At 33.1% G+C, this 23,973-nt stretch carries 26 protein-coding genes, 1 pseudogene and 1 riboswitch; of the genes and pseudogenes, 6 read left to right on the forward strand and 21 right to left on the reverse strand.

Annotation, left to right across the window (positions count from 1 at the left end; translation table 11 throughout):
* The first annotated feature begins 68 nt into the window (after positions 1–68).
* Positions 69–170: riboswitch (TPP riboswitch) on the forward strand.
* A 65-nt stretch (positions 171–235) separates the two neighbouring features.
* Positions 236–859: an energy-coupled thiamine transporter ThiT gene (thiT, locus tag JFU23_RS11980; RefSeq protein WP_201032278.1), complete on the forward strand. Its 624-nt coding sequence runs from the start codon at positions 236–238 to the stop codon at positions 857–859.
* 221 nt (positions 860–1,080) lie between these two features.
* On the opposite strand, the gene JFU23_RS11985 is transcribed toward thiT, so the two are convergent.
* The 6 genes from JFU23_RS11985 to JFU23_RS12010 form a co-directional block, all read right to left on the reverse strand.
* Entirely contained in the window at positions 1,081–2,934 is a 1,854-nt protein-coding gene (locus JFU23_RS11985; RefSeq protein ID WP_201031965.1) for a sensor histidine kinase, read from the reverse strand.
* Positions 2,931–3,620: a response regulator transcription factor gene (locus JFU23_RS11990; protein WP_000041840.1), complete on the reverse strand. Its 690-nt coding sequence runs from the start codon at positions 3,618–3,620 to the stop codon at positions 2,931–2,933. Before JFU23_RS11990 ends, JFU23_RS11985 begins: the two co-directional genes overlap by 4 nt.
* 54 nt (positions 3,621–3,674) lie before the next feature.
* On the reverse strand, positions 3,675–4,295 hold the full coding sequence (locus tag JFU23_RS11995) for a class D sortase (RefSeq protein WP_201031966.1): 621 nt from the start codon (positions 4,293–4,295) through the stop codon (positions 3,675–3,677).
* Positions 4,296–4,384: 89 nt separating this feature from the next.
* A complete protein-coding gene (locus JFU23_RS12000; RefSeq protein WP_201031967.1) occupies positions 4,385–4,879 on the reverse strand; it encodes an LPXTG cell wall anchor domain-containing protein in 495 nt (164 codons plus the stop codon).
* Between the two features lie 177 nt (positions 4,880–5,056).
* Positions 5,057–5,389, reverse strand: coding sequence for a hypothetical protein (locus JFU23_RS12005; RefSeq protein ID WP_201031968.1), 333 nt, complete (start codon positions 5,387–5,389; stop codon positions 5,057–5,059).
* Positions 5,390–5,573: 184 nt separating this feature from the next.
* A complete protein-coding gene (locus JFU23_RS12010; protein WP_000976189.1) occupies positions 5,574–5,789 on the reverse strand; it encodes a hypothetical protein in 216 nt (71 codons plus the stop codon).
* 161 nt (positions 5,790–5,950) lie between these two features.
* On the opposite strand from JFU23_RS12010, the gene hpt reads away from it, so the two are divergent.
* Positions 5,951–6,478 carry a hypoxanthine phosphoribosyltransferase gene (hpt, locus tag JFU23_RS12015; RefSeq protein ID WP_002112486.1) on the forward strand — a complete coding sequence of 176 codons (528 nt, stop codon included), beginning with the start codon at positions 5,951–5,953 and terminating at the stop codon, positions 6,476–6,478.
* A 150-nt stretch (positions 6,479–6,628) separates the two neighbouring features.
* Positions 6,629–7,531: a diacylglycerol/lipid kinase family protein gene (locus JFU23_RS12020; protein WP_002143521.1), complete on the forward strand. Its 903-nt coding sequence runs from the start codon at positions 6,629–6,631 to the stop codon at positions 7,529–7,531.
* Between the two features lie 40 nt (positions 7,532–7,571).
* Here the strand turns inward: JFU23_RS12020 and JFU23_RS12025 are convergent, their stop codons facing one another.
* Both JFU23_RS12025 and JFU23_RS12030 read right to left on the reverse strand, forming a co-directional pair.
* The gene (locus JFU23_RS12025; protein ID WP_002089190.1) at positions 7,572–8,081 is read right to left on the reverse strand and encodes a DUF2199 domain-containing protein; all 510 of its coding nucleotides are present in this window, start codon (positions 8,079–8,081) and stop codon (positions 7,572–7,574) included.
* 29 nt (positions 8,082–8,110) lie between these two features.
* Positions 8,111–8,248, reverse strand: coding sequence for a DUF7003 family protein (locus JFU23_RS12030; protein WP_201031969.1), 138 nt, complete (start codon positions 8,246–8,248; stop codon positions 8,111–8,113).
* Between the two features lie 123 nt (positions 8,249–8,371).
* On the opposite strand from JFU23_RS12030, the gene JFU23_RS12035 reads away from it, so the two are divergent.
* Positions 8,372–9,331: an Rpn family recombination-promoting nuclease/putative transposase gene (locus JFU23_RS12035; RefSeq protein ID WP_201031970.1), complete on the forward strand. Its 960-nt coding sequence runs from the start codon at positions 8,372–8,374 to the stop codon at positions 9,329–9,331.
* A gap of 39 nt (positions 9,332–9,370) precedes the next feature.
* Here the strand turns inward: JFU23_RS12035 and JFU23_RS12040 are convergent, their stop codons facing one another.
* Together JFU23_RS12040 and JFU23_RS12045 are read right to left on the reverse strand one after the other, a co-directional pair.
* A complete protein-coding gene (locus JFU23_RS12040; RefSeq protein ID WP_201031971.1) occupies positions 9,371–10,135 on the reverse strand; it encodes a hypothetical protein in 765 nt (254 codons plus the stop codon).
* Between the two features lie 292 nt (positions 10,136–10,427).
* Positions 10,428–10,579: pseudogene (locus JFU23_RS12045) on the reverse strand (FtsX-like permease family protein); the annotation flags it as partial.
* 377 nt (positions 10,580–10,956) lie between these two features.
* On the opposite strand from JFU23_RS12045, the gene JFU23_RS12050 reads away from it, so the two are divergent.
* A complete protein-coding gene (locus JFU23_RS12050) occupies positions 10,957–11,136 on the forward strand; it encodes a cold-inducible protein YdjO-related protein (protein WP_002015777.1) in 180 nt (59 codons plus the stop codon).
* Between the two features lie 217 nt (positions 11,137–11,353).
* Here the strand turns inward: JFU23_RS12050 and JFU23_RS12055 are convergent, their stop codons facing one another.
* The 11 genes from JFU23_RS12055 to JFU23_RS12105 all read right to left on the reverse strand — a co-directional run bounded on the left by JFU23_RS12055 (position 11,354) and on the right by JFU23_RS12105 (position 23,162).
* Entirely contained in the window at positions 11,354–13,201 is a 1,848-nt protein-coding gene (locus JFU23_RS12055; protein WP_201031972.1) for an FtsX-like permease family protein, read from the reverse strand.
* Positions 13,202–13,216: 15 nt separating this feature from the next.
* Positions 13,217–13,978, reverse strand: a complete 762-nt coding sequence (locus JFU23_RS12060; protein WP_098167647.1) for an ABC transporter ATP-binding protein — start codon at positions 13,976–13,978, stop codon at positions 13,217–13,219.
* Positions 13,979–14,188: 210 nt separating this feature from the next.
* Positions 14,189–14,845, reverse strand: coding sequence for a YkyA family protein (locus JFU23_RS12065; RefSeq protein ID WP_201031973.1), 657 nt, complete (start codon positions 14,843–14,845; stop codon positions 14,189–14,191).
* A gap of 17 nt (positions 14,846–14,862) precedes the next feature.
* Positions 14,863–15,684: a peptidoglycan-N-acetylglucosamine deacetylase gene (locus JFU23_RS12070; RefSeq protein ID WP_201031974.1), complete on the reverse strand. Its 822-nt coding sequence runs from the start codon at positions 15,682–15,684 to the stop codon at positions 14,863–14,865.
* A gap of 77 nt (positions 15,685–15,761) precedes the next feature.
* A complete protein-coding gene (locus JFU23_RS12075; protein WP_201031975.1) occupies positions 15,762–17,624 on the reverse strand; it encodes an FtsX-like permease family protein in 1,863 nt (620 codons plus the stop codon).
* 683 nt (positions 17,625–18,307) lie between these two features.
* Positions 18,308–19,075, reverse strand: coding sequence for a rod shape-determining protein MreC (gene mreC, locus JFU23_RS12080; protein WP_201031976.1), 768 nt, complete (start codon positions 19,073–19,075; stop codon positions 18,308–18,310).
* Positions 19,076–19,269: 194 nt separating this feature from the next.
* Positions 19,270–19,635 carry a YxeA family protein gene (locus tag JFU23_RS12085; protein ID WP_085312648.1) on the reverse strand — a complete coding sequence of 122 codons (366 nt, stop codon included), beginning with the start codon at positions 19,633–19,635 and terminating at the stop codon, positions 19,270–19,272.
* Between the two features lie 112 nt (positions 19,636–19,747).
* Complete coding sequence (locus JFU23_RS12090) at positions 19,748–21,256, reverse strand: sensor histidine kinase (protein WP_201031977.1); 1,509 nt, start codon at positions 21,254–21,256, stop codon at positions 19,748–19,750.
* A complete protein-coding gene (locus JFU23_RS12095) occupies positions 21,240–21,941 on the reverse strand; it encodes a response regulator transcription factor (protein WP_201031978.1) in 702 nt (233 codons plus the stop codon). Before JFU23_RS12095 ends, JFU23_RS12090 begins: the two co-directional genes overlap by 17 nt.
* A 28-nt stretch (positions 21,942–21,969) precedes the next feature.
* Positions 21,970–22,584 (reverse strand): DedA family protein, encoded by a 615-nt coding sequence (locus JFU23_RS12100; RefSeq protein WP_201031979.1) that lies wholly within the window; start codon positions 22,582–22,584, stop codon positions 21,970–21,972.
* Positions 22,584–23,162 (reverse strand): class I SAM-dependent methyltransferase, encoded by a 579-nt coding sequence (locus JFU23_RS12105; RefSeq protein WP_201031980.1) that lies wholly within the window; start codon positions 23,160–23,162, stop codon positions 22,584–22,586. The genes JFU23_RS12100 and JFU23_RS12105 overlap by 1 nt, the downstream gene beginning before the upstream one ends.
* Before the next feature lie 308 nt (positions 23,163–23,470).
* Between JFU23_RS12105 and JFU23_RS12110 the strand changes: the two genes are divergently transcribed.
* Positions 23,471–23,929: an epimerase gene (locus JFU23_RS12110; protein WP_201031981.1), complete on the forward strand. Its 459-nt coding sequence runs from the start codon at positions 23,471–23,473 to the stop codon at positions 23,927–23,929.
* Positions 23,930–23,973 lie beyond the last annotated feature (44 nt).

Raw genomic sequence — 23,973 nt, forward strand, 5'->3', positions numbered from 1 at the left:
GTCATACGGTATTCATTTGCCATTCTCATCCATTTCGCTTACAATGAACAATAGCAAATAAAGAATCTCGTTATCACAGGGGGAGCCTTACCGCTGAGAGGGAACAATTCGTTCCGACCCTTTGAACCTGTTAGTTAATGCTAACGCAGGAATTGTGCAAACGTCCGAAATACACACCTCTTTTTTTATTTACGTATTTCGTATCCTCCTATGATAATGTTCTTTTTTGTGCAACTTGGATATAGGGGGAGACAACATGCGTAACACCAATTTACAAGCGATGATCGAATCTGCTATTCTTGCAGCCTTCGCCTTGATTATCGACATTCTACCATTATCAATTAAACTTCCAACAGGCGGTTCCATCTCATTTGCAATGATTCCTATTTTTATTATCGCATACCGCTGGGGCTTCAAAACGGCTTTCTTAGGAGGTTTAATTTGGGGACTATTACAAATTGTTGTTGGAGATGCAATTATCGTCACACCGACTCAAACAATAATTGAATACTTCGTTGCCTTTGCATTCATTGGATTTGCTGGACTATTTTATAAGCCCATTCAGCAAACATTAATGAATAATCAAAGAAAGAAAACCATTGCTTATATTATTTTTGCTACATTTATTGGTAGCCTTGCACGTTATTTCTGGCACTTTATTGCAGGTATTATCTTTTGGGGCCAATATGCACCAAAAGGGCAATCAGCCGTCTTATATTCATTAATTGTAAACGGTAGTACAATGCTCGCTTCTTTCACATTATGTACTGTATTATTACTCCTTTTATTTACAACTTCACCACGCTTATTCAAAAGCATTGGTACTTATCAAATGAATAAGAAAAATAAGAGTGCCTAAATGGCGCTCTTTTTTTTATCAAAGCTCTCAATGAGTAATATCAATAATAAATACAATAAATGCACAAAAGAAAATAAATACCATCACACCTAGTAAATTGCTATTCATGGCTAATCTACTCCTTACATAACCTCATTTTCTATCCAAATTATACTGCTTAAAAATAAAGATTAGGTAAAGATAATATGAAAATAACTTAAAAAAAGCGTAACATGTATTATCTACGCTTTTTTCGGTAAATAGAAGTAAAATAACACACCATCTTCGGTATTCTTCACCCCATATTCAGCATCGTGCAATTCTAAAATATTCTTTGAAATTGCAAGACCAAGCCCTGTTCCACCTTGTGAACGTTTCCGTGCCGCATCCACCCGATAAAAACGATCCCAAATTTTATCTAATTGTTCTTCTTCAATGTGAGCACCTTTATTTTCAATACATACTTTTATATGATCCTTCCCGTCTATTGTGGAAATAATAATATCTTCTTTTTCTGGTGTATAACGTATTGCATTCGTAATAAAATTCACAATTACTTGTTCAATTCTATTTTGATTCCCAATCACTTCTGCTGGACATATATGTTTGTGCACACTCAGTTCTTTTTTCTCTATCTCCGCTGAAAGCTGTTCACATATTTCTTCAATCACTCCATCTATATAGAAAGAATCCATCTTCATGTTATATGTGCCAGACTCAAATTTAGCTAATTCAAGCATATCCAAAATTAGTATATCCATCTTGTCTACTTCTTTTTCCATCGCCTGAAAATAGTAGTCTTTCTTATGTTCAGCTACCCCATCTTTTAAAATGGAAATACAGCTTTTCATAATACTCAGCGGCGTTTTTAGTTCATGCGATACACCCGCAATAAATTCTTTCCTTGTGTTTTCTAACTTTCTTTCTTTTTCAATATCTTGTTCTAACTGTCCAATATGTGAATGTAGTTTATTAGATAATGTATTAATATTTTGCGATAAATCACCAATTTCATCTTTTGAAGTAATCGGAATTTTTTCTGTGAAATCCAAATGAGCTATTTTCTTCGTTGTATCATTTATTTTTAGTAGCGGTTTTGCAATTTGTTTTGAGTAATAAAACGAAGCTAGAAAAATTAGAATGACTACAAATGCAACAATATAGATGTAATAATCTTGCACCATTTGTACAGCCTCATCTACAGGCTGTAAAGAAGCCATCGCATATATATATGTTACCGATCCGTCTTTTTCTTTTTTTGGTTTAATTAATAATTTATATTTTATATCATTTTTTTCATAGTCCATTATTTGTGTTGAATACTGTATATGATTATTCTCTTTTAATAATAAATCAGTTTGAAATTCCTTTATGCTATCTAAGAATAAACTATTTTTATAAATTGGATTCACAGGACCTTTTACATCGGGGAACTGTACTTTCGTAACACGTCCTACTATGACAGCATCTAATTCCTGAGCAGCTTGCTCCTGAACGGCCGGCTTCTTTTCCTTAACAACTTGTTCCTCAGCTGCTTTCTTTTTCTCCTGATCTAATTTAAGCATTTTCTCATTAAATGCTTTTTCTAACGGTTTATTAGATCCACTTAAATTTTGCTTACCTAACGAGAAAGAGAATGGAATAAAACTTTCTTCTTTTCTCACTCCAGAAAAATAAATTTCTTGTCCTAAAAACTTCTCTGATAATTTATTATCAATCTCCTCTATATTGACGAGATTACCTAAGGGAATCTTGAATATTTGTTGTCCAAAGCTCTTTTGTTGCCTACGGTCTATCGTTACTTCAAAATAAAAATCATCCACATGTTTTAAATTCCCATTCTGATCTAATATCGTAATCCACGTATTATTTTCTCTTAAAAAATCTTGCTCCAGCTTCTGAATTCCTTCTGCATTTCCTACATAATTCAAATAATTCTTCTCAAAGGAATTTAAATTCACTTTAATATCTTCTACTTTTCGGTTCGCATAATATTGTTTAAAAAATATCGTTTGACCAATAAATATCGTCGCTAAAATCAACATACATAGAGCTGTTGTAAGGGTAAATAATTTAAGTACAATCCCTTTTCTCATATGTTCCCCTCGAATTTATAACCGGTTCGCACTACAGTTGTAATGTACTTTGCTTTCTCTCCTAATTTATTTCGCAAATTACGAATATGACTATTAACCGTTCGATCATCGCCAGCAAATTCGTACCCCCAAATTCTTGAAATTAACTGTTCTCTTGTTAAAACAATCCCTTGATTTTTCATGAAATAAGCTAATATTTCAAATTCTGTATGTGTTAAAGTAATGTCTGCCTCATCAACAGTAACAGTACGTGACGGAAAATGGACGTGAATGCCATGAATTGATAACGTATCATCTTCATTTTCTAAAGGTTTCTTTGATGCTTGTCTACTTTCTAATAATCGTTTCGCTCTCGCTAATAAAATAGGCGGACTATATGGTTTCGCAACATAATCATCTGCCCCAAGCTCAAATCCAAGTAACGTATCATCTTCATCTACACGTGCCGTCAGCATAATAATTGGGACCCCGGACGTCTTACGGATCCTTCGGCAAACAGACCATCCATCAAGTTCCGGCAACATAATATCAAGTATAACTAAATCGACCTCTTCTTCTTCAAATAAGACTAAAGCTTCTTTTCCATCTCTCGCTTCAAGCACTTTATATTGTTCACTCAAAAAGTAATCCTTTAATATTTCGCGTAAAATATCTTCATCTTCAACAATTAAAATGTTTTTTGACATAATCTATGTCTCCCCCTCTCATTTTAAGTAGCTAGCATTTTGTACTTGATAATTTTATTTTGAATTGCTCGTAATTAACTTTGCCTCGATAATATATCGATCCGGTGCATCCCCTATATAATCAAATGGATAGCAAGTCGTCAGTGTTAATATTGGTTCTTCTTTTTTTATAATAACAGTACGATCATCCGCATGGGTAATCCATGTCTTTTGAATTTCATATGTGTACGTTTTATTATCATACTCTAAAATAAGGGTATCCTTTTCTTTTAACTCTCCTAAATCTGTAAAAACAGTATCTCGGTGCCCACTCAGTACAGTATGTCCTCCTCCAGATGGTGTTGTCGTTAAATCACTAACAAACATACCGACTCCTTTTTTCAATGTTGCATCATTTGCTCCCCAATATATAGAAAACTTCTTCTTTATTTTCGGTATATTTAACATTGCTACCTTCTCACCTTCTTTATGCTCAGTTTGAGAAGAAGGTACTTGAGAAGTTACAGGTGTTTCATGTGAAAGTTGATTATCTTGTATATTTTTAAGGCTCTTTATTTCTTCTTTCGTTAATTCTTGAGCAGAGCTTTTTCCTTTATACCATTCCACAGCGTAATACGATCCCATGAATAGCCCTATGGCCATCAATATGATACCGATATAATTGAGTAACTTCATGTTCCATCCCTCCATGCAAAAAATGGTAGGAATAACCTACCATTTTTAATATATGAAATTATCCCATTCTTTATAGAAAAATATTTTATTTACGCCTTAACTTTATTACGACGCTTCAAACCAAATAATGTCCCTATCCCTACAAGACATGCGCTTAGTGCCATCATTGCTACATTATTTGATGCTGTGTTTGGTAATTTTTCACCTTGTACAGCTGGCTTTGCTACTTCCTTTTTCGCTGCATCATTCTTTTGCCCGGCCTTAATTGCTTCTTCTTTTTTTGCAAGAGCTTCCTTTTCTTGAACTTGTGGTGTTACTTCTTTTTTCGCTGTATCATTCTTTTGCCCTGCTTTTATTGCTTCTTCTTTTTTAGCCATATCACTTTTTTCTTGTACTTGTGCTGCTTCTTTTTTCTCTACTTCGCTCTTTTGCTGTTCCTGAATTGCTGCTTCCTTTTTAGCTACATCTGACTGTACTTGCGCTGCTTCTTCCTTTGTCAGTGTTCCAGTTGAAGCACTCGCTACCGAAGAATAACCTACTGTTAAAAGTGCCATTGCACAAATTGGTAATAGTTTCTTTTTCATTTTCATTCTCTCCTCTTATACGTTTTACATCACGTCGCATCGGATGTAACACTAGAATAAACAATAGATATAAATATAAGATGCAGATGAAATGGAATTCTGTTAAAGATTTCATTTTAGAAAAATAAAAAAACACCGTAATATATACGATGTTTTTTCGGGTGTGTGTCTCGATATTTATTTGTTACTTTCGCGTGATTGAGAAGTAGAAAGGGCCGGAGTGCTAACTAATTGTCTCGGCTCAGTTTTCTTGAAGTGATTTTTGACGTTACACTTACGACATTGAACGACCCATGCTTTAATAGGATTTGTTAAAATAATTTTTTGCCTTTCGTTAGGGGCCTCTTCTTCCAATTTACAACTATCGCTCCACTTACTCCATTTCATTGTAAATTTAGAAGAAGAATGATCGTCTTCTCGATCAAACGTATGCAAAAAATCCATTTCTCCAGCTAGCATTACGGTGTTACTAGTTGCTAAAAAAGAAAAGGTCGTCCAATGTTTCTCCATGCCCTCCTACTCCTTTTTCACATATAGAGTGCCTAAAACTTAATTTACCTAAAATATGCTTGCCCTTTACCTTACACTTATAGTTTATCCAAAACACTACTATGCAACTATCGATTTGTCTTACAAATCACCTTACATTTTTGTAAGAAACGAAAAACCTTCACTCTATATACGTGAAGGTTTCTCATTTCTTATCTATAGAATCTTTCATATCATCAAGTCCAGCCTCTTGCAGCTGCGACATCATACCGTGGGAAATTGCGCCTAATACTAAAGTCATTCCAATTAGTGAAATGCGAATTGCAGGTACATCAATTATGTAAGCCAACATACCAAGAACAATTGTTAAAAGCAATGCTTTTATAAATGTTACACTTGTATACTGTTTCTTTTTCATCATAATCACCCTTTTTGGAAGCGTTTTCTTAATATTATCAGTATATCATATCATCTGACTATTTTGTGGAGACTTCTGTAAAAACCTTATATCTTCTTTGACTTTTTTCTTTCTATCCTTTACAGTCGAAATGTTCACAAGTTTTACACTGTAGGAGGATTCAAATGAAAATTGAAATAAAAGACACTTTAATTTCTGAAGAACAATTACAAGAAAAAGTAAAAGAACTAGCGCTTCAAATCGAACATGATTTTGAAGGAGAAGAAATCGTTGTAATCGCTGTATTAAAAGGATCTTTCGTATTCGCTGCTGATTTAATTCGTCACATTAAAAACGAAGTAACTATCGACTTTATCTCTGCATCTAGCTACGGAAATCAAACAGAAACAACTGGAAAAGTAAAACTATTAAAAGATATCGATGTAAACATTACTGGAAAAAACGTAATTGTCGTAGAAGACATTATCGATTCTGGTTTAACACTTCACTTCTTAAAAGATCACTTCTTCATGCATAAACCAAAAGCATTGAAATTCTGTACGTTACTTGATAAACCTGAACGCCGTAAAGTGGACTTAAAAGCTGAATATGTTGGCTTCCAAATTCCAGACGAATTTATCGTTGGCTACGGTATCGACTGCGCAGAAAAATATCGTAACTTACCATTTATCGCTTCAGTTGTAACGGAATAATATAATAAAGTGAAACCTTAATCAGTGGGATTTTTGTCCATTCCCAATGATTATTGGCCCGCAAATAGCGGGATCAAATAAGCTTCCATGCATTATTGGTGGAAGTTTTATTTCTATCGTAATTTATAAAAGCAAAGGGAGAGATGAAGAATGACAAAGACAAAATTTGAAAAAGTACTCCTCATCGTAAATCCGAAAGCAGGGCAAGGCGATTTACATACGAACTTAACAAAAATCGTACCACCACTTGCCGCAGCTTTTCCTGACCTACATATCCTTCATACGAAAAAACAAGGTGATGCAACAAAATATTGCCAAGAGTTTGCTAGTAAAGTAGATTTAATTATCGTCTTTGGTGGTGATGGAACTGTATTTGAATGCACAAACGGCTTAGCCCCTCTTGAAACTAGACCTACACTTGCAATCATTCCAGGTGGAACTTGCAACGACTTCTCTCGCACACTTGGTGTTCCGCAAAATATTGCAGAAGCAGCGAAACTCATTACAAAAGGACATGTAAAACCAATTGATGTCGCAAAAGCAAACGGACAACACTTCTTAAACTTCTGGGGCATTGGACTCGTATCTGAAGTATCAAACAATATTGATGCAGAAGAGAAAGCAAAGCTTGGTAAAATTGGTTACTATTTAAGCACCATTCGAACTGTAAAAAATGCTGAACCATTCCCAGTAAAAATTACTTACGACGGACAAGTGTATGAAGATGAAGCTGTCCTTGTTATGGTTGGAAACGGTGAATATCTCGGGGGGATCCCATCCTTTATTCCGAACGTAAAATGTGATGACGGAACACTTGATATTTTCGTAGTCAAATCAACAGGCATTCAAGCGTTTAAAGATTATATCGGAAAGAAACTATTTGAAGACTCAAATGAAAATGACATCTTCCACGTCAAAGCTAAATCCATTCATATTGAAACAGAAGAAGAAAAAGAAGTAGATACAGATGGTGAAAGCTCTCTACATACACCGTGTCATATTGAGTTGTTACAAGCGCACTTTACGATGATTTATAATCCTAATGTTGTGTAATGAAAAAAACGAGTGATATCACTCGTTCTTTTCTTCTAATCTAATTATGTCGTTGTATAATTTCTTGTATTTCTTTAACTCTCTCTAAAGTAATTCCATTTCTTTGTTCTATCGCTAAAGGGTGATCGGTTGGCTCTAATTCAACATACGGTGCCATTCCAACTTCTCTTATATGTACATTTGTCTTTAAATTTAGTGTTTCTGGATAAACTGGTATTTCTACAGATAACCAGCCAAAATGAGGATCACTATTCTCTCGTCCTCTCTCATCCCACTCTTCTAGTACTTGATCATAACTTTCTTTACTAAGTGATACCCACACAGTCCAGATGAAATTTTCATGGTAATCAATTATAGGAATCTCTAAACAGCCTCTAATAAAATAATGTTTATCGTCCATTACACAAAGATCTGATGTTAAATAGAAGCGTCCCTCTCTTTCATGAGCCGCTACCTCGTAGTAATAAGATGGTGCTTCACTTCCGTAACATAAAGGGAATGTAAATCGGTTCATTTGTATCTTTTCTCCGGACTTTCTTCTTCTTTTCATCTATTATGAGTTCTCCTATCCTTTAAATTTCATTCACACTCAAAATCCATCCAAATTTTCCAATGTGTATTAGAATCCTTATTCACAATAACACTTGGATCTTTCTTCTCTATTGTAGCAGCTACTGATTGAAAAAATTCAATTTCACTAGAGTATAATATAGACATACTTGCCTTTCATTTTCTAATAATACTACTAACAAAATAGCAGAAGGGCCTGTTTGCATGGCCTAGTTCTTTTTAGGTACAATGAAAGAAAGAAACAACCTGATACAAGGGAGAGGAAAAGCTGTGTTCAACCAACAGTTAGTTAATTTACGCATTGATTTTGCATTTAAACAATTGTTTGGTACGAATGGTAGTGAAGATATTCTAATTGCATTTTTAAACGCTATGTTACAAGAGTCTTTAGAGTCGCCCATTGCTTCTCTACAACTAGAAGATCCACATTTACATCGGGAATATGAAGAGGATAAGTTATCTATTTTAGACATTTCAGCGACATTAAACACAGGAACAAAAGTAAATGTAGAAATACAGCTCAATAATAATCACGATATGATAAAACGTAGTTTATATTATTGGGGAAAATTATACACATCCCAATTACAAAAGGGCATGCCATATAGCTCACTGCATAAAACCATCACCATAAATTTATTAAACTTCATAATGTTTTCAGAACAAAACGCCTTCCATTCAACGAGTATATTATGGAATACACAACAACAGAAACTCCTAAGTCACGACATAGAAATTCACATTGTAGAAATTCCAAAGTTAACAGAACAATGGCATGAAGAAAAAGTAAATCCGTGGAAAGATCCATTTGTTCGTTGGCTTTTATTACTTTCAGCAAATGAGGATGAGCACTTAACTAAAACATTGGAGGATATTGCTATGAACCAAGATCCTATTTTACAAAAAGCGATAAATAAATGGGAACGTATGAGTCAAGATTCTTCTTTCCGACAAGCCTATGACGCAAGGGAGAAAGTTTTAATGGATGAAGCAGCAAAATTCGCCCACGCAGAGACAGAAGGAATAAAAAGAGGAATGGAACAAGGAATAAAAAAAGGGATTGAAAAAGGCATTGAACAAGGGATTGAAAAGGGTCGAAAAGAAGGGGTTCAGCAGGTAAAAATTCAAATGATTAAAAATATGTATGATCTTGGTATACCACTTGAAACGATTGCTAAGGCAAGTAAATTAAGTGTGCATGAGGTTGAGCATATTTTAGGACATAAATAGTAATAAAAAAGAGCTTGAATGGTTTCAAGCTCTTTTTTATTAACTTTCCTCAATTCTTTCAATCTTCCAAACTAAATTATCTGGCTCGTTTTTCTCTAAAAAGGTTAACATCCACATGGTTTTCCCTTTGTCGTTCATCAACATCACTTTATGGTTTAACTTCCAAGCCACGTCACTAATATGATTAAACATTTTATACATATCTTCTTCTCTAATAAGCTTTTCCTTTTTGATTAATCGTCTCGTTCTATACTCCCTTATTTCTAAGTACATATCAGCATAAGCCACTTCATGCTGCCAAATTATACTACATACATATTTTTTATTCGGACTACTCTTCTTTATATATACAAGTTCATTTTTATAATCCAAATCCAGTACCTTATTGTATGCTTTTTCTAACATCCCTATATCCCAATCACATTCCACAGCTAAACTCTTCATTTCAGTATGAACGATTTGAAGGGCTAATTCTTTTTTCTCTCTATCTGATAAATATGGAAAATCATTTACACTCCCATACTCTACAAACACATTCATATATCCAGGAAAAATTCGATATTTCTTCTCCCACTGATTTAATAATGAAATATCATCCACACAGTAAATCAAAATACCTTTTTCATAGTCTGTTCTTAGCTTTGGTATATGTCGCCCGTATAAAGAAGTAATACAGCTCGTTTCTTGTAAAAAAGATATCTCTTCCTCATAGTTGCTTGAGGGTGTTAATTGTAATACTTCTAGGCTACTTATATTCTCTTTTCTTTTTAGAAAACTTAATTGGATATCTCTTATAATTGGCATTTACTCTCTCCTTCTTAACGCTACGACTATATAATTAATTCTCTAGTACCAACTAATTAATTTCAACCCAGCCCATTCCCATAGAGAGAAATAAAGCCCCACTACAAAAAAGAGCGCACCAATTAAAAAGTAGAACGGTGCTCCGTGTAGCGGATCACTAAATAACCCTAAAAAATTTTGTGCTACTACTATCCATTGTCATACATACTTCATTTTAACTAATAAAAAAGCGAAAGAGAACATAATTCCCACTATGTTTTCCTTCGCTTCACGAGAAATTTCATCACTATTTTTATTCCTTAACAATCCGAAAATAAGAACGAACCGTTAAGAAATAATAGCCAATATAAATAACGCTATACACACCAATACTTATTAATAATGGAACTGCAATTTCGATAAACCTTTTAGCGCAAATAAACTGTGTGAATTTCCAACTACTAAAAGATATACTCCTTAATTACTCATATTAAATCTATTTTAATTCAGTTCTCTTAAAAATTTTTTTGATAGTATACTCATTTTCCTTTATAGTTCTTTAGGCTTATCTGAATTGAAACAAGAGAAGAAAAAGAGATAGAAACATGCGGAGAAAGTTGACGGCATACACCGTGTCAAATTGAATTATTACTAAGGCGTTCAACGATGATTTATAATCCTAAGCTTGTATAATCACTATTTCAATATAACTTCAAAAATTACTAAACTTCGCATTTTTCAAAAAAATATAGTATGATGAATAAATAAAAGGTTGTTAACAAAAACGTTAACAACCTTTTTTGTTTTTTCTAAAAAACTTTTCAATTTAAAGGAGCGATCACATGTATTGGAGAAAAAATGATAAACCTGTAGAAGAACCAGAAGCAATTGCTGTGTGGGAATGCGAAGCAGACGACTGCCTTGGATGGATGCGTAAAAACTTTTCTTTAGAAGATAAGCCACAATGCCCGTTGTGTAAAGGCGACATGAAAAGCGGCGAACGATTACTACAGAAATTATAATACTTTTCCCTCTTTATCTTTTATATACTGAAAAGATAGAGGATTTTATTTCTCCTTATCTACAGTACAAGTTGCTTCCTAATTATAAATAATGAAAGAAGCAGCTATTCTACGTAGTAGCTGCTTCTTTCATTATTTAACTTCTTCATCGCTATAAATTCCATATAATATTCCCCTAAATTTAGCTCGATTCATCATCCCCCTTATTCACTACATACTACACTTCTTTCGGAAGAACAATTTTTTTATACAATTGAACTGTAATGAAATAATAAAACACATAAATGACTAAGAAAATAATAATCGGCAGCCAAATACGGAAATATGGATTATCTATTAAGAACGAGAACATGTTCATTCCGACTAATACATGCGTTATACCTACGATCGCTGGGAACAAGAAAATGAAAAGTAACTCTTTATAAATTGATTTCGTTAATAGCTCATAACGTACACCAATTTTACGAAGCATTTGATAGCGAATAATATCTTTTGAAGCACCAGAAAGAATTTTAAACATTAAACAACTTGCCAACATTGCTAAGAAAGCTATGCCTAAGAAAAAACCCATAAATACTGTTCCACTGTAATTACTGTAATATCCTTCATACAGCATATATTTACTCAAAAGATGTACTTCTTTCATATCTTTATATTTAGCTAGTTCTAATTCATCGATTTTTTTCCATTCTTCTTTATACGTTATAAAATTGTCCGTTTTCCCCAGTATTATAATTTCTTCTTTACCTTGTATCCCGTCATACATCTTTTGATCTACAATTTGTATCTTTTGACTAGGATTCATATATGTCTTTTGAAGAGACCGTAAAACATTTCCCCACCCTTCTGGAATTACATTGGTATTATTCTCATGTTTTTCTTGGCTATGACTTAAAACGGATCCCGCAATTAGTTCCCTCGAAACAGGAACGAATCGGCTACTATTCTCGTCCTTTCCAGTACGTGTTAGCGGACGATTTCTTTCCAAATCTTCTTTCAACTGATAAATAAACTGCTCATCTACTTTGTATCGATATTCATTCTTTTCTTTAAATGTAATACTATCTAGTATTTTCTTTTCTTCTGCTGTGGGATTTTTAATTTCGACATCATAGTATTCTGCACTCTCCACCATATTTGTGATATTATTTTTAAACGCCATACCACTGGAGATTGCACCCGCACCGAGAGCCACTAACATAGCAACTGTCGCTAATACTTTCGTTAAGCTATTAATAGAAAAACTTAACTGTGCAAACGTAAACACATTGATTCCTTTTTTACTACGATTTTTATTCGCTTTCAGTCTGTTAATAATAATCGGCAGAAATGATGCAAATAGCATGTAAGTTCCTAATGTTACTGTAATTGTAGCAATGATAAATCCTGATTCCTTTAGCTCCTTCATATAAATCATCGAAACATAACCAACTACTAATAAAATAATTGATAAAAGTGCTACTATACTTGTTAGTTTCCCTTTAGTAGACGTACGCTCTGTTTTACTATTGGAGTGAACGAGTTGTAATAGCGAATTACGCACTAGTTTCATACCATTCATAATTGCGGACAACATAAATAGTGCAATGAAAAAGATGAAAGTAACAACGATTGATGGTACATAAAATGCATGATAACCACCGCCAGTAAATTCCAGCTCCTTCATCAGTAAATGTCCAACACCTTGTGCCAAGATTATACCGACTATCACACCTACTATAAGAGATACTATTCCTAATACAATTGTTTCAATAAACATGAGCAATGTAATTTTATGCTTTTTTGCCCCTAATACCATATACATACCAAATTCTTTTTGCCGAAGTGATAATAAAAATGAATTGGCGTATAAAATATAAAATAATGTAATAAATCCTAATAAAAATGAGCCCGTTTGAAAGACGGAAAAAATCCCATCCATAGAATTCCCTTCAATAAACGTTTTATTTAACGCTAACGTTTGAAACATATAAAAAATTGAAATAGACATAATAAGCCCAACTAATAAGACCATATAGTCTTTTCGTTTACTTTTTAGTCCCGACATGGAAAGTTTGAATAACATGTTGAACCTTCTTTCTTATGCTTTTTGTGTGCCTAAATCCGCAAGCACATCTAAAATTTCTTTATAGAACTCATCACGCGTACCTCTGCGATGAATTTCTTTATACAGTTCTCCGTCTTGGATGAATAAAATACGTCGGCAGTAACTCGCACTAAATGGATCATGTGTAACCATCATAATCGAAACATCCTGTTCTTCATTTAAGTTGGTCATCGACTCTAATAAACTTTTCGCATTTTTAGAATCAAGCGCTCCTGTTGGCTCATCTCCTAAAATAATGGCTGGCTCATGTACAAGTGCACGGGCCGCTGCCGAACGTTGTTTTTGTCCACCAGATACTTCGGACGGATATTTTTGAAGAATCTCTGAAATTCCTAACATTTCTACTACCTTTTTCACCTTTGATTCAATTCTTTTCGAATGAACACCTTGCAGAGAAAGCGGTAATGCAATGTTTTCATAGATTGATAAGTTTTCAAGTAAGTTAAAATCTTGAAAGATAAACCCTAGTTTCTCTGAGCGAAAATCAGATAATTCCCCCTGCTTCATTTTCGTAATATCTATTCCAGCAATTTCAACAATTCCACCTGTTGCCTTATCTAATGTAGAAATTACATTCAATAATGTTGTTTTTCCTGAACCAGATGGTCCCATAATTCCAACGAATTCACCCTCTTGAATTGAGAACGATACATTCTTTAGCGCATGTGATTGACTCTCATCTTTTTTACCGTATACCTTTTGTACATTCTTTACCTCTACAACTGATGCTTTCATATATATCCTCCTACACTTCTTTTTCCTATCTTTTATTTTCCCTACATATTTTCCGAGCACTTCTTAACCCATTTCTAAGTATAGATAGCATTTCTTAATAAATAGCAGCGGATATTCTTAACATTTCTTTAAGAATATGAAAAAGCCCCAAAGCTAGTAGCTTGGGACCTTTGATTTCTATATTCTATTTTGGAGTGAGAAATAAAGGGTTTATTTCTCATCCTTTATTTTAATTTTTGCTTGCTTATAGAAAGCTAATTTTTCTTTATTATATTCCTTTGTATATTCATTAAAGCTTTCTTTTTCTCGTTGAATCTCTTCATTCATTTGATTGATACCTTTAACCTTTTCACTAACCTTTTTTAAGTTCGTTTCTTTTTCACCTAAGCTTTTATATAATTCTCTTTCAGATTTCATTAATTTTTGATATGAATCATTTATCTTACTAAAAGATGAATAACGCTTTTTATAAATATCCTGTATGTTTTTCGCTTGTTTCTGAAGAGCTGCATCTTCCATTTTATCTATAGTTTTATGAACTGATTTTACTTCTTCTTGTGCTTTTCCAAAAGCTTCTTTTTCTTTGTTCCATACTTTTTCACGTTCATCAATACTTTTTGTAGCTTGCTCTAACTTCGGCATAATTGCTTGGTTACTATCTTTACCCTCATTTATAATTTGATTGTATAACTCTTGACCTTCTTTTTCTAAAACCTCTAGTTTTTTCACATCTTCAGAAACCGTCTTTTCTTGCTTCGTTGCATTTTCAAATGCAACGAACAATTCTGCTTCTGGCTTCGTGCCAAAACACCCTGTTAATAAGCTTATGGATATAATTCCCGTAATCGCTAACGCTTTATAAGTCAATGTCAATTCCCCCTATGTTACATACGTTTATCATGCATAAAGTTCAATGGGAAATGATCATCTTCATGATATGCTTCAAATTCATACCCTTTTTCTTTTAAACCTTTAATAATAGCAGGTACTGCTGCAACGGATTGCGGATGAATGTCATGCATCAAAATCACTTCTTTTTGATCTGTCGCACCAGCCAGTACATTTTGAACAATTTTTGCTATTGCTGTATTTATTGGCATTCCACTGTATTCCCAATCTAATGAATCAATTGTCCAATCCCATACTTTAAGACCATTTTCTACAACTTTATTACGAAGTTCTTCGTGTAATCCTGGCTTTGAACCATATGGTGGGCGTGTTAGTTTTGGGGCATGTCCGAGAATACTAGCAATTAAACTTTGATTCTCTTTCATTTCATCAACATAGCCACCTTGGGCATATAATTTCTTGTTATTGTGCGTCATGCTATGCATTCCCACATAGTGTCCTTCTACTTCTTCTCTTTTTACTAAATCAGGATACGATTTTACATTTTGACCGATTAGAAAAAATGTTGCTTTCGCATCATTTTCCTTTAATATATCTAGCAACTGTGCCGTATACTTTCCTGGACCGTCATCAAAGGTAAGATAGGCAATTTTTCTAGTTTGACCATTAAATTGCGTTGGTGCTACCTTATTCATCTCCACTTTTATTTGTTCATTTGCATATTGAACTGGATTCTCTTGATTTGCTATCGCTTTTGCAGGTGAGGTTATCGATTGAAATACGAAAAAAGCTCCTCCCACTACAACTGTAGCTACTGTCATTACAACTATGTTTTTTACCTTTAACAATTTCCCCATTCTATTAATTCCTTTCTACATCCCTTACTTATTAATGAAATATTAATCTAGCTTTTCAAGTCTTCCTCGTTATTTATTCATCTTTCCTTCGGAAGAACAATCCTCTTATATAATTGTACAGTGATTAAATAGTAGACTATATAAATCCCCAGGAATATACAAATCGGCATCCAGATGTTCACATATGGATTCACAAAAAATTTAACAAATGTAAATATGTTCATTCCTACCAAAACATGAATGAGACCCAATATTGCTGGAAATAGAAATACGATACCTAATTCTTTATACATAGATTTTATAAGTAATTCTTTACGCACCCCAATTTTCCGAAGCATCTCATACCGCCCTATATCTTTCGTAGCCCCAGAAAGGATTTTAAACATTAAACAACTTGCCATCATAGCTAAAAAAGCAAGACCTAAAAAGAATCCCATAAAGGAAGTTCCTTTTGAAAAGGCGAGCATAGATTCATAATCACCATAGTTTGTTGGTAAATATACGTCTTCCTTAGACCTATTAGTAGCAGCAGCTATTTTTTCAATTTGACGATTATCCATCTCTTTTAACTCTGTTTTATACTGTAAAATATTATCTACTTTAGCAATAAAAAACGTATGCTCATTCCCTTGAATTGTTTCATAACGGTTTTTATCGACAATATAGACAGGCTTACGATTATATACAGTAATATTCGACCTAAAATCACTATCCACAATCTTGTCCCAGTTCATCGGTAACGTAGAACTAGATGGATCAACTTCCTCTCCCTTAAACATCCTATAACTCGAAGATGGAAGTTGTTCAGAAATATGTGTTGTCTCTTTCTTTCTGAATAGAAGTGGAGGATTCTCTAATAACTCCTCTTTTAAATAATAAACAGCCTCATTATCAACTTTATATTTATACTGTTTTTTATCTATAATTTTCATTTTTTCCATAGCTTTATAATCCGCTGCTTCTGGATTATGAATTGTAATATCATACCCTGGCATTTTTTCTGCTGTTAGGATTACATTTTTCTGTAAAGACATGCCACCGGCCATTGCCCCCACGCCTAGTCCAATTAGCATCGTTACCGTTCCTAATATTTTCGCTAAACTACTTACACGGAACTGCAATTGTGCAAATGTAAATGCATTTAATTTCTTTTCGTTTAAATAGCGCGTTTTTTTTAATCTATTAACAAACGTGGGTAAAAGAGAAATAAATATAAGATATGTTCCCAATGTAATTGTGAATAGTGGGAGTAAAATGGCGCCAGCACCTTTTATTCCTACAAAGATTACGAAATAATATCCTACACTTAGTCCTAATAAACTACATAAAGTTAACGCCATTGTGACGGGACCCTTTTTTCGTATCTGCTCCGCCTTTTGCTCTGTACGAATTAAATCTAATTCTGTTTTAAGTGTTATTCGAATTGCATTCACAACAGATGTAAGCAGAAACAATGCACTAAAGAATATAAATGTTATTTTGAATGCAGGACCATAAAATGCTTGATAACCTTCAGCTGATATTTCCAATTGTTTTGTTAAAAATCTACTTATGAAATTAGAAAGAATAGCTCCGAATACACTACCTAATACTAGTGAAATCATTCCCATAGACAATGTCTCAAAGAATAAGATTTGACTGATTTTACTCTTTTTGGCTCCTAACACAAGATACATGCCAAGTTCTTTCCGCCGGAGTGAGAGAAGAAATGAGTTTGCATAAAAAATATAAAAGAAGGTAATAAACGCCACCAAAATCGATCCTATTTGAAATACAAATACGATCGAACCAATAATACTGTTATTCATTGTAAACTCTTTATTTAACGCAAGTGTTTGAAACATATAAAATATAGAAATAGAGATTACAAGACCTATTAATAAAACGATATAATCCTTAATCATTTTTTTCATACTGGAAATAGAAAGCTTTAATAACATACTCTACGCCCACGCTTCTCTTCAATATGGTGTACTACATTCACCTTTTTACTATGTACTTTTTGTACAACGTTTTCATCAAATATTAAAGTTTTCATATTTCCTCCTGTCATATGGCTAGTGTTACGATTACGCTATTTTTATAGACACTAACTATCATTTTATCTTTTCTTTACAAACAGCAATATTGATTCCCCTTACATTATCCTTACATTTTTGTAATGTATATTCCCGAAAATAATTACAATATATAAATTAAATGTTTTATAACCCAATTCATATACCATTACTTTGTTCTCACGAAGATGGCGTCAATAATGTTTTCGAAGAGCCATTATTCTCGCGCTCAAATAATGCATTTACAAATATAAATTCGAAGGATATTGTATAGTTTTTCTAGCCTACTGGAGAGGTTATATAAATAATTAATATTAAAAATGGACAAAAAAAGACCCACTGTAATACTTAATAACTTTGCACTTATCATCAGTTTACCTCTTCATTATAATTGTCCGAGATAAAGATAAGATAAAGATAAAATAAAAACGATATAAAGATATAAAGATATAACTACATATTATTAAATTTAGTACCATTTTATTTTCCCTTATCCCTCTTACTCTTTACTTTACATTAATTCTCTTCGTTTCTAATTCACCTCTCATAGACACTATATAAAACTATTATTTAGGTTCTATTAAAATTACATCTTCTAAATCATATAAATCTGCCTTTGGTTTTGCATAAACAATATAAGCAAGACCATATTGATCTGGTTCTTGCTCTATCACCTCTGCTACTTCAAGACCGGGTGGTATTTTCTGACTTAATTCAGAGGTAATAACGCTATCACCTATTTTTATTTCTTTCGCTTTATCTGATGGAATATTATCAATTCGAAGGGCTTGTTTTTTCTTATCGTACCCTGTAACAAATCCTAAAATAGATGAATCATTTTGGAAGGTGATTGCTAAACGATTTGTTCGTTCATCTTTCGTAATTAATTTCACAACAGATGTATATTGATCTACACTCTCTACCTTTCCGATAAAACCGTTCACTGTAATAGCAGCCATATCAGCCTTTACACCATGTTGTGAACCTCTATCAAGAGTAATTTCTCTATACCACTCTTCTGCTACACGGGTTACTACTGTAGCTTGAATGAAATTATATTTTCCCTGTTCCTTTAATTCTTTCGTTTTGTTGATAATTTTAGTAAGGCTTTCTTTCTCCTCACTTAACATTTGCACTTTACTCTTTAACGATTCTTGATGTTCAATTTTCCCTTTCAATACTTGATTCTCTTTATATACTTTATAAATGTCTTCTATATTATGAACAATATTTTGGACATGCTTATTATTTGTACATACATATACCATCAATAAAGCCAAAAGAATAATTGAAAGAAATACTAATATTTTCTTCTTAGAAACCTGCATGATCATCTTGCTACTCCTTACTATTTTTTATCTACATACTATAGAATACTAGTCATTGTACACAGAAGAAATGCAGTTTAAATAAAGTTAAGATAAACTTTATCTTCTTTATAAAAAATTTAGAACTTATCATATACTGCCACAATATTCGAAGCTTGCTCGTTACCTTATCCATGGAATGCCACTTATAATTTCTATAACTAATTGTGTTGTATCTGTACTTTCTCTTTTACTTTCGTAGGTATTTCATCTATTTGTACTTCTTCCCATTTCATACCATAACTTCCTTTAGATCTAATCTTTAAATATGCTCCTATTCTTAAATGTTTTGAAGCAGTCATCGCAATCTTTTGCTCTTGACCAGATTCATTATATCCTTTGAATTTATATTCCCATCTAGCAAAACCTTTGTTTTCAGCTCCATATTTACCATCATTATCAACAACAGCATAATAAATATCTTCTTTAATAAATGGATTGAGTTGATCTACAATCGGTCCACCCTTTCCTATAAGTAATGTAACTCCAACTATAATCAATACGATAAACGAACTTATTTTTTTCATGAAACTTTCTATTCTCCTCTTCTCAGATACTTCCCCTTAAAGGACTTCCTCTAAATCCATCGCGGCACTATTACGTATTAAAATGTAACCAAATTTCCTAATGCTCTTCTAATTAAATTGGCAATAAGATAATAAATTGAATAACCCCATTTTCATATTCTGCTCGAATTTCTCCTTTGTGCAATTCAACAATGCTTTTTGCAATTGCAAGCCCCAAACCTGAACCTTCTACAGCTCTACTTCTCGATTGATCTTTTTTATAAAAACGCTCAAACAAATTCTCTAATTCTTTTTTTGTAAATTCTTCACTATGATTCGCTATAGCAATTTTGATATGCTGTTCTTCTCTTTGAAGTAAAATCCGAATTTCTGCTTTATCTATACTGTATTTAATTGCATTTATTAAAAGATTTTCAAACACACGTACCATTTTTTCTGAGTCCACAACAGCATATATACGATCTTCCTGAAATTCTTTCCCAAAAGAAAGATTATGCTCCTCCGCTTGTGGTACTAGCTCTTCTATTAACTGATCAAGTAGTTCATTCATACACACTTCTTGCGAATCTAACGACATATTTTCATCTGTTAGTTTTGTATACTCAAACAAATCCTCTATTAACATCTTCAACTGCTCTGATTTTGAGAAAGCAATTTTTATATACTCATCATGCTGTTCTTTATTTTCATATTTTGCATCACCTAGTAAACGTAAATACCCCATAATAGAAGTAAGTGGTGTTCTTAAATCATGTGATACATTTGTAATCAATTCACTTTTTTGTTTCTCTATTTGTTTTTCCTTTTCTATATTAGCCAAAAGCTTTTCTGCCATTTGATTAATATTTGAAGTTAATAACCCTATTTCATCTTGACCTACCTGCTTGATTTTATATTGTAAATTACCTTTCGAAAATTCCCTTACTCCTTCTGCCATCGCTTCAATCTGATTCATCTTCCTTTTCGTTATATAAAAGAAAGACAGTATAAACGTGATAAAACCTAGTAAAGATGGAAATGGGCTACTATCATTCACGATATACTTCACATTTCCTTGTGGTATACCACTTGCAATGATATACATATTTTTCGTATTAACAGTAACCGGATAAAAGGTTGTAAACTCCTTACGCTTTTGTTCAGTTCCATCTTGAATTAAATTTTGCGCCTCTACATATCGTACTTGATCCATTTTAAAATCCATCACATTACGCATCGTCTCATGAAGATTGATTTGTTCTTCCGGCGCTCCCTTTGTTTTATAAACGACTTTCCCATTCTCATCTATTATTAAAATTTTTAGTTGATTTTGATGATTCGATTGATCAAGCAGTTCTTGTATATTAATTTCCTTACCTTCCTCTGTTATACTTCCAACAAGCCATTGTGTCTGTCCATCAATGGCTTCCATACCTGATGCATAATCAATGATAGAAATTTTATTCGCATCCTCGAAAAAGGAAGATGAAGACCACCCTACTAATACACCGAGTACCGTACAGAAAGTAAATGTAGCAATTAGCTGTATCCGTATACTTTTTTCCAAATAACTCACTGTTTTATCTATCATTTTTTTAAAAATTTGATTCATCCATATTATCGGTTCAAATATCTTTCCCAATCTTGTAGCCAACTCCCCATACTGTTTTAATATAACGAGGCTTTCTTGGAATCGCCTCTATCTTTTCGCGTATTTTCCGAATATGTACCATCACAGTATTATCGGATTGGAAAGCTTGTTCTTTCCATACTCTTTCATAAATTTGCGCTGCATTTAATACTATTCCTTGATTTCGTGCAAGCAATTCTAATACCTCAAACTCTCTCGGTGTCAATTTCACTTCTTCATTTGCAATAATGACCTGACGCGTTACTATATTTATCTTTATATCTCCAACTTCAAATACATTTTCATCTTTTACGCTTGTCCCGCTCATTTTCATATATCTCCGAAGTTGTGATTTAATCCGGGCAATGAGTTCCAGCGGATTAAATGGTTTTGCTACGTAATCATCTGCCCCAGTTGTTAACCCCAAAATCTTGTCCATATCTTGCGTTTTTGCCGACAGCATAATAATAGGCATTTCTGCTATTTCTCTCACTTTCATACACATATGAATGCCATCTATTTTCGGCATCATAATATCAAGTACAATTAGATGCACGTCTCTTTTCTTTACTATTTCTAACCCCTCTTCACCATCTACAGCTTGTAATACTTCGTATCCTTCATTCTTTAAATAGATAGCGATAAGTTTTCTAATTTCCTTCTCATCGTCCACGATTAGTATCGTTCCTTTACTCACAAAATCTCCTCCAGCATCATTTACCAAACTAAGAATGTTGCTTTATTTCACTCACTACTGCATTCTTCTTATGCATATACACATAAGAAATACTACAAACTACAATAACGATGCCACCAAAATATATACCGTACTCGGTCGCAAGGGTTACTATCACTTCTATATGCTTTCCAAATATAGAACCTAGTACAAAATAAACTAACGTCCAGACAAATCCTGTTACATATGAATAAATCGCATATGTCTTAAAAGACATGTTATTCATTCCTACTAAATACGGTACGATATGCCTCACAACAGGTATAAAATAACTTATAACTAATGCATAATGACCATATTTTCCTATCATCTCTTGCGATTTTAAAAGATACTTCATCTTTTTCTTTTTCATCAATTTATTAAGCACTTTTATGCCAAAGATTTTCCCGGCTATATACCCTAAAGAAAGGCCGGATACAACGCCTAAATACGTTAATAAAAAGGCGGGAATCAAATTCAATATACCCATCGATGATACAAATCCACCACTCATTACAATCATTTCATCTGGAATCGGCATACCGATAATACCAAGCCATAAACAAAAAAATAGTGCCCAATAACCATACTGCTCAATGTATGACATTAATTCATGTAACTCCATTATGCATATGCTCCCCTTAACTCTTTTCTACAGCTAAATACGTAAGCTGGTGGGAAATTAAGCCACACTTTTTCTAGTGTAATTTCAGGGAAGAAATGCTGTATAAATCCTTTTTTCACAAGTGAATATTGAAATGTAATAAATTCCCCGTTCTCATGTATCGTTTCCATTACACTGTTTAAAATGCGCTTGGAAACCTCTTCTGGTAAAGAAGCAAAAGGTAATCCTGATAAGACGTAATCAATACATTCTATATTTAATTGTTCCATATACTTCTTTATATTTTCAGCTGAACCGTGTATAACAATCACGTTCTGCTCATCTTTATATTTTCTCTTTAACTCTTTAAAAAACACTTCATTAATTTCAACAAGAAGAAATATTGTCTCCTTCTTCTTTCTCTTCATAATCTCTTTCGTAAAAGCTCCTGTACCAGGACCTAGCTCAACAATGCATTTCGCTCTATTAAAATCAATTACATCTACCATTTTCTTTGCTAATATTTTTGAACTCGGTGCAACCGCACCAGTATGTTTCGGATGTTTTATAAATTCAGTTAAGAATGTTATGAGCTGCATGTACTCTCTCTCCATTCGTTCAATAGTTTTAACTTGTGTTTAAGTATAACTATCGTTTCTTAACAAATATTGAGGAGATTTCTTAAGATTTTATGAAGATGAAGAAAATCTTCTTATTTACTATAAGCAAACATAAAAAATTGAATTCCAAGGATAAAGGATTCAAACATATACGAATATGGCATCTTGTTTATTTACTATGAAGGATCATGATCCTACTCCGATTTTGTATAGCGAAGTTACTATTTTTATGTTAGAATCCTCTAAGACATTTGGAGTTAGTATAGAAATCATTTTTTGGAGGCTTTATGAATAATCAAAACGATAATAAATCAAATGCATTTTTTGCAGCCTTACAAATAATGCTACTACTTTTATTGCCTATTCTTGTCCCTACATTTTTAATAGTGGGAATGAAAAAGTGGCTACCTGATGAAGTTAAGTATCCAAGCATACTATCATTGTTCGCATTATGTATTGGATTTTTCATAGTAGGAATTCTCTTCTCTATTGTTTTACGTTTATGTAAATTATCTGAGGAAAAATTAAAAGAATTAGGATTTTTAGGATTTACACTTTCGGCTGTTAGCACATTTCTAAGTTTTTATGTAGGTTACTTTTGGTTGGCAGACCTTAACTTCACATCAGTTGAATTATCACCTCATGCCGTATTAATTTTCGCTATTTTATGTACCTTGCTATTGGAAGGTATTTTTAAAGTAATGGACATATTTGATAGTTCGGACGAAAATAAAGCTCACGTATAGACAAAAAAAGCATTCGACTAACATATTAGTCGGATGCTTTTTTA

The organism is Bacillus sp. TH50 (genome assembly GCF_016650565.1).
GTDB classification, from domain to species: domain Bacteria; phylum Bacillota; class Bacilli; order Bacillales; family Bacillaceae_G; genus Bacillus_A; species Bacillus_A mycoides.